Below are 4608 nucleotides of genomic sequence, written 5' to 3'. Positions count from 1 at the left end.
CCCCAGCGGCCACCGCCACTCCGGCCGCGATCAGCATCGTGTGAAACCCGACGTAGGCCCCGGTGATCCCGATCGCGGCGAGCGTGCCCACCGAGCGGGGGTGGCGGGCCAGAAACCGCAGCACCATCCGAGCCGGAGTCCGCTCCGTATCCCCCATGTTGACGCGTGTGTCTCGCACCGCCACCCACTCCTTTCGTGGTCATGAAAAACGGGGCACCCAGCCCTTCCCGGTGTGGAAAGACCGAGTGCCCCGCCTGTGTGTTCGTGTTACTGGTGTCGTTGGCTCATTTCCAGTTGGGAAATCACATCCCCCGTGCGGGTCTTCAGATTCTTCAGCGAACTTCCCAGCCCTTTCGGGACGCCGAACTTCCGCAACGCCTGATTGAGGGTGGACATCGAGGCGTCCACCTTTTTCGCCATCTTGTGAATATCATCGCCATTGCGTCGCATTATTTGTATCCTTTCGCTACCGACTTCCCGCCCTTTTTGCCGATCGCGTCCCGCACGCGGGTGATCGCGTTTTGGGCTTTGCCGACCATGTCCACCGTCTCGTTGAACTGGCGCTTCTCGGCGAATTCCTCCTCCAGCGAATACACCTGGTTCAACTGCCCATGCAGATCATCCATGAGCTTGCCGATCAGATGCAGCCGGTTGACCGCCGGAGTGTTCATCTTGATCCGAAACGTCGACGTCGTGCCACGCCCCACCGGAACCGTCGCCAACAGTCACACACCCTTTCCTGTTCTCGTTGTCGGGCCGAGACAGCCCGTACCGTGCACATCCATTCCCGAACCTCCACTCATCGCAGCGCACACCGGGTGCACATCACCTGCGAAGCGTCGTCCAGCGGGATCGAACACACCGCACACGTGGCTGTGAACGACAAACCTCCACGGGCGCGGCGCAGCACCCCGACCTGTTTGGCCAGGTCTTCCACCTCGTCCTCACCTGTGCTAAACATGGACATCACTCCTGTTTCCACTCGGGAGAGCCCGGCCAGGTCGCCTGACAAGTTCCCTGGCCGGGCGCATCACAACGAACGTTCCTGTTCACGGTTCGGCTCACGACGCCGGACGCAGCGCACTCGCCCGAAACTCCAGCAGCGAATGCGGCTTTCCGAGCGTGGTTGTCTCGTAGGCCCGCATATAGGGCTCGACCAGTTCCACACGAGCCCCAACAGCGATCCCCGCATCCGGAGGACTATCCAGCGTCACCGAAATCATGTTCCCCTGGCGAGACAACTCCCCCGTGACCAACCGAATCTTCATCACCAACCACACCCGCCACCCCCACCTCGTGGCCTCCACCGGATGATCCATCATCCACATCAACAAGCCTTCGCAGCTAATCGGCGTGGTCTGCCCCGGCTGTAACGCTTGTGAATGCACACGAACCCCTTTCCTGACTCTCGGGAAACCCTGAAAACCCCCGGCCACGCCACACGCGGCCGGGGATCAACACCATTTCCCGACACACACAATGCGCCGGAAAAAGACACAACTCGGCTCCACTATGGAATTCTCAAAGAACGAGTGACCGAGAGTTTCGGTCGAGAATGGGATTCTCATTCCGCGAATGAGCTATCAACCAGCGAGCTTGACTCCGGTCGCCTTGTAGGCGATGCCGCAGCGATGCTTGCCGTTGTCGTTGGCCCAGTAGGACAGCCGAGGATTGATCAGCTCGACCGTGGCCCCGGAGGTGATGTCCTCACCGGGTTCGGTTTCCAACGTCACCTTGACCTCAACACCCCGACCGTTCGGACGCCCGTCCTGCCCACGCGGCTTCCCGAACACCATCACCACGTACTGCTGAACACCCTCGCGATCCGTCACCGCGACATCGTTGCCGTTCTCGTCCTGCTTCATCTTCAACACCGGATCTTCAGTGACCTGCAACTTGTATCCATCGAGAACCACCGGAACGTTCGTATGCATCAGTACCTCCGTGATCTTTCTGGTATCCACTAGCTCGATTAGATCTACATCTATTAGACATCAACTTCGGATGGTTGTCAATAGATGTACATCTATATCCCCGACTGGACCGGCTTGCCGGATTAGGGATACACTTATCAGTGCTGGTCACGCGGGAGGGGTGATGAGATTGGGGATCGGGTACAAGGAGCTCGCCGCAGCTCTACGGAGAGCGATCGAAGCAGGCGAGTACCCGCCGGAGACGACGCTTCCGAAGCAGCGTGAGCTCGCGGAGAGCTACGACGTCAACGTCGGCACGGTTCGTAAAGCCGTGGCGGATCTGGAAGCCGAAGGGCTTGTCACTCCGATTCGACGCCGCGGAACGGTCGTGCGCAGCCAGCCACCTATGAAACGTCTAGGTGCCGAGCGGTACGCGAAGAGCAAGTGGAAGTTCGGCAACTTGGTCGCCTTTGGAGCCGACCGCGAAGCGTCCGGGCATGAGTGGAAGCCCAGTGACCAGACCAACACCGTTAAGAAGGTTGAAGCCGACGCCGAGACGGCCGAAGCTCTCACCATCGAAACGGGGGCGCCTGTTTACGAGCGCTCGCGTCTCGTCAAGGAGAAAGACAAGCCAACGCACACCCTCACCAGCTACTACCGCCCGGAGGATGTCGAAGGGACCCCGTTGGTCGATGCATCAGCAGGTCCCGCAGGGCGTGGGGGTGGCTTCACCGTACTCACGCTTCAAGGGCTTGAACCGGACCACATCACCGAAACGGTCCACGCTCGGATGCCAACACCGGAGGAAGTCACCGAACTAGAGCTTCCAGCTGGCGAGCCGGTGATGATTCTGAAACGTTCGACCTACACAGAAGCAGGACGGCCAGTCGAGTTTGCCCGAGGGGTCCACGCCGCGTCTCGTTTCGCTTGGTCCTACACCTTCACCATCCCGGACTGACGATCTACCAGGAGAAAAGAACATGACCACAACGGCAGCGGAGATTCCAGCCGAGCACCGCGATGACGTGACACGTCTTTGGGACTACCACGACCTACACCATCAGCCCCGTGTATGTGACGTAGGCGTAGGTCTCGGCAGTCACGATCTGGGAGTTGCCGACCACGTGGTCGAACTGTACGAACAAGGTTTCTTCCCGAGGATCGTATTTACAGGTGCCAACGCTCCAACAACGATCGAACGGTTCCCACGCGGTGAAGCTGTGCATTACCGCGAACACGCATTGTCTCGCGGTGTTCCGGACAGCGTGATCGAGGTCGAACCAGAAGCCACCAACACCTCCGAAAACATCGAGTTCACACGCCAAATACTGGAGCGCAAGAACCTCGACATAAGCTCTTTGCTGCTGGTCTCACGCCCATACCAGCAACGTCGAGCCTTCGCCACAGCCAAAAAAGTCTGGCCAGAGGTCGATATCGTGTGCAGCTCTCAGCAGGTGGACCTCGATAGCTATGTCGCCTCCATCGGGAATTCCGACAAGGTCATCAACATGCTCGTAGGCGATACTCAGCGCATCACACTCTATGCACAACGAGGGTTCGCCGTTCCGCAAGAAGTGCCGGACGACGTCAACCACGCTTACCACAGGCTTGTTGAAGCAGGGTACACAGCACGACTCATCCAAACGTGACTGAACAGGCTTCACCTTAGTGTGCGTGTGTGTAGAGTTTCTTTTCTTCATCAAGGGCGGCCCCTGCCGGGGCCGCCTGCCTGCTGCCTGGTGCGTCCTGGGGAGAGCCGCCCGCCCGCTTGTCCGTGCGGTCGGCCAGGCCGACGCCGGGCGTGCGGGCAAGCCCGGTCCCGGCGCCGGCGGCCGACCGCCAAGCGGTGGGCGGGCGGCATCCCCGGACGCGGAGCGGAAGGCAGGCGACCCAGGCGGCAGGGACCGCCGAGGAGAACTCGCCCGCACGCACAACGGCTCGACCTGACACCGTGGCCGGTCGGGCACGTGTTCCCGCGAAGTCCGGTCCCGCCACGGACGCCCTCACCCAGCCACTTCCTACGGACACGCCACCGTGCCCGCGACGTAGCCCCGCACCTGGCCGTACTCGTTTTGCTGTGAAGCAGTTGATCAGGTGTTTTTGCGGACGAGACCGGTGTATCCGGCCACGAACAGGGTCGCGAAGGCCCACCCGAGAATGGTGAGCAGGTACTTGCCGATGTAGAAGGCTTGGCCCCAGCCGGTGGCGGTAATTTCACAGCGTTGCCCGCCACCAGCTTTTAACAGCGGTACGGCCGTGTCGATGCCAAGTCCGATACTTTCGGACGCCGAGCATGGCCCAGTGTTGGGATGTGCTTGTACGGCCAGTCCGAACATCCCCGCCAGTAGCACTAGTCCAACAGCTAGTGGCTCGTCCAAGATCGTTGGCCGGGTAATTGTTCTTTGTGGTGATGGGGCAGGCTGGTTCTCACGTGTCGTGTGTGGGAGGTGGCGATGGCTCGTCGTCCGGAGGTGTTTGTCCGGTCGTTGTCGATGGAGGAAGGCCGCAAGGTCCAGCGGATCAGCCGTACGGCGAAGGACCCGGTCAAGCTGCGCCGGGCGATCGTGGTGCTGATGTCGGCTCAGGGCCAATCAGTACCCGACATCACGTCGTTGATGCAGGTCAGCGATGACTATGTGCGGGATGTGATCCACGCGTTCAATGAGCGGGGGTTCGATGCGCTGGACCCAAAATG

Annotated in this window: 9 protein-coding genes; 3 read left to right on the top strand and 6 right to left on the bottom strand. The window is 60.5% G+C overall.

What is annotated here, in order from left to right; translation table 11 throughout:
- Positions 1-267 precede the first annotated feature (267 nt).
- The 5 genes from BM150_RS23375 to BM150_RS23360 all read right to left on the bottom strand — a co-directional run bounded on the left by BM150_RS23375 (position 268) and on the right by BM150_RS23360 (position 1934).
- Positions 268-450, bottom strand: coding sequence for a hypothetical protein (locus tag BM150_RS23375; protein WP_092930232.1), 183 nt, complete (start codon positions 448-450; stop codon positions 268-270).
- Complete coding sequence (locus BM150_RS23370; RefSeq protein WP_092930230.1) at positions 450-722, bottom strand: hypothetical protein; 273 nt, start codon at positions 720-722, stop codon at positions 450-452. Before BM150_RS23370 ends, BM150_RS23375 begins: the two co-directional genes overlap by 1 nt.
- Positions 723-799: 77 nt before the next feature.
- On the bottom strand, positions 800-961 hold the full coding sequence (locus BM150_RS24345) for a hypothetical protein (protein WP_175497004.1): 162 nt from the start codon (positions 959-961) through the stop codon (positions 800-802).
- Between the two features lie 100 nt (positions 962-1061).
- The gene (locus BM150_RS23365; RefSeq protein ID WP_092930226.1) at positions 1062-1388 is read right to left on the bottom strand and encodes a hypothetical protein; all 327 of its coding nucleotides are present in this window, start codon (positions 1386-1388) and stop codon (positions 1062-1064) included.
- Between the two features lie 195 nt (positions 1389-1583).
- Positions 1584-1934, bottom strand: a complete 351-nt coding sequence (locus BM150_RS23360; protein WP_092930236.1) for a hypothetical protein — start codon at positions 1932-1934, stop codon at positions 1584-1586.
- A 169-nt stretch (positions 1935-2103) separates the two neighbouring features.
- On the opposite strand from BM150_RS23360, the gene BM150_RS23355 reads away from it, so the two are divergent.
- Positions 2104-2871 (top strand): UTRA domain-containing protein, encoded by a 768-nt coding sequence (locus tag BM150_RS23355; RefSeq protein WP_092930234.1) that lies wholly within the window; start codon positions 2104-2106, stop codon positions 2869-2871.
- Positions 2872-2893: 22 nt separating this feature from the next.
- Positions 2894-3562: a YdcF family protein gene (locus tag BM150_RS23350; protein ID WP_092930223.1), complete on the top strand. Its 669-nt coding sequence runs from the start codon at positions 2894-2896 to the stop codon at positions 3560-3562.
- A 441-nt stretch (positions 3563-4003) separates the two neighbouring features.
- Here the strand turns inward: BM150_RS23350 and BM150_RS23345 are convergent, their stop codons facing one another.
- Positions 4004-4249, bottom strand: a complete 246-nt coding sequence (locus BM150_RS23345) for a hypothetical protein (RefSeq protein WP_092930220.1) — start codon at positions 4247-4249, stop codon at positions 4004-4006.
- A gap of 117 nt (positions 4250-4366) precedes the next feature.
- Here BM150_RS23345 and BM150_RS23340 point away from each other — a divergent pair.
- The coding region (locus tag BM150_RS23340) for a helix-turn-helix domain-containing protein (protein WP_139219503.1) at positions 4367-4608 on the top strand (242 nt) is incomplete at its 3' end.

It is taken from the genome of Actinopolyspora alba, from assembly GCF_900112765.1.
GTDB lineage: Bacteria > Actinomycetota > Actinomycetes > Mycobacteriales > Pseudonocardiaceae > Actinopolyspora > Actinopolyspora alba.
Note: the sequence above shows the minus strand (reverse complement) of the source record. Positions and strands in the feature narration are given on the sequence as shown.

Bases quoted from the DNA above. Each gene is read 5' to 3' on its own strand.
- BM150_RS23350 (WP_092930223.1), top strand. From the start codon at position 2,894: ATGACCACAACGGCAGCGGAGATTCCAGCCGAGCACCGCGATGACGTG.
- BM150_RS24345 (WP_175497004.1), bottom strand. From the start codon at position 961: ATGTTTAGCACAGGTGAGGACGAGGTGGAAGACCTGGCCAAACAGGTC.
- BM150_RS23360 (WP_092930236.1), bottom strand. From the start codon at position 1,934: ATGCATACGAACGTTCCGGTGGTTCTCGATGGATACAAGTTGCAGGTC.
- BM150_RS23345 (WP_092930220.1), bottom strand. From the start codon at position 4,249: ATGTTCGGACTGGCCGTACAAGCACATCCCAACACTGGGCCATGCTCG.
- BM150_RS23375 (WP_092930232.1), bottom strand. From the start codon at position 450: ATGCGACGCAATGGCGATGATATTCACAAGATGGCGAAAAAGGTGGAC.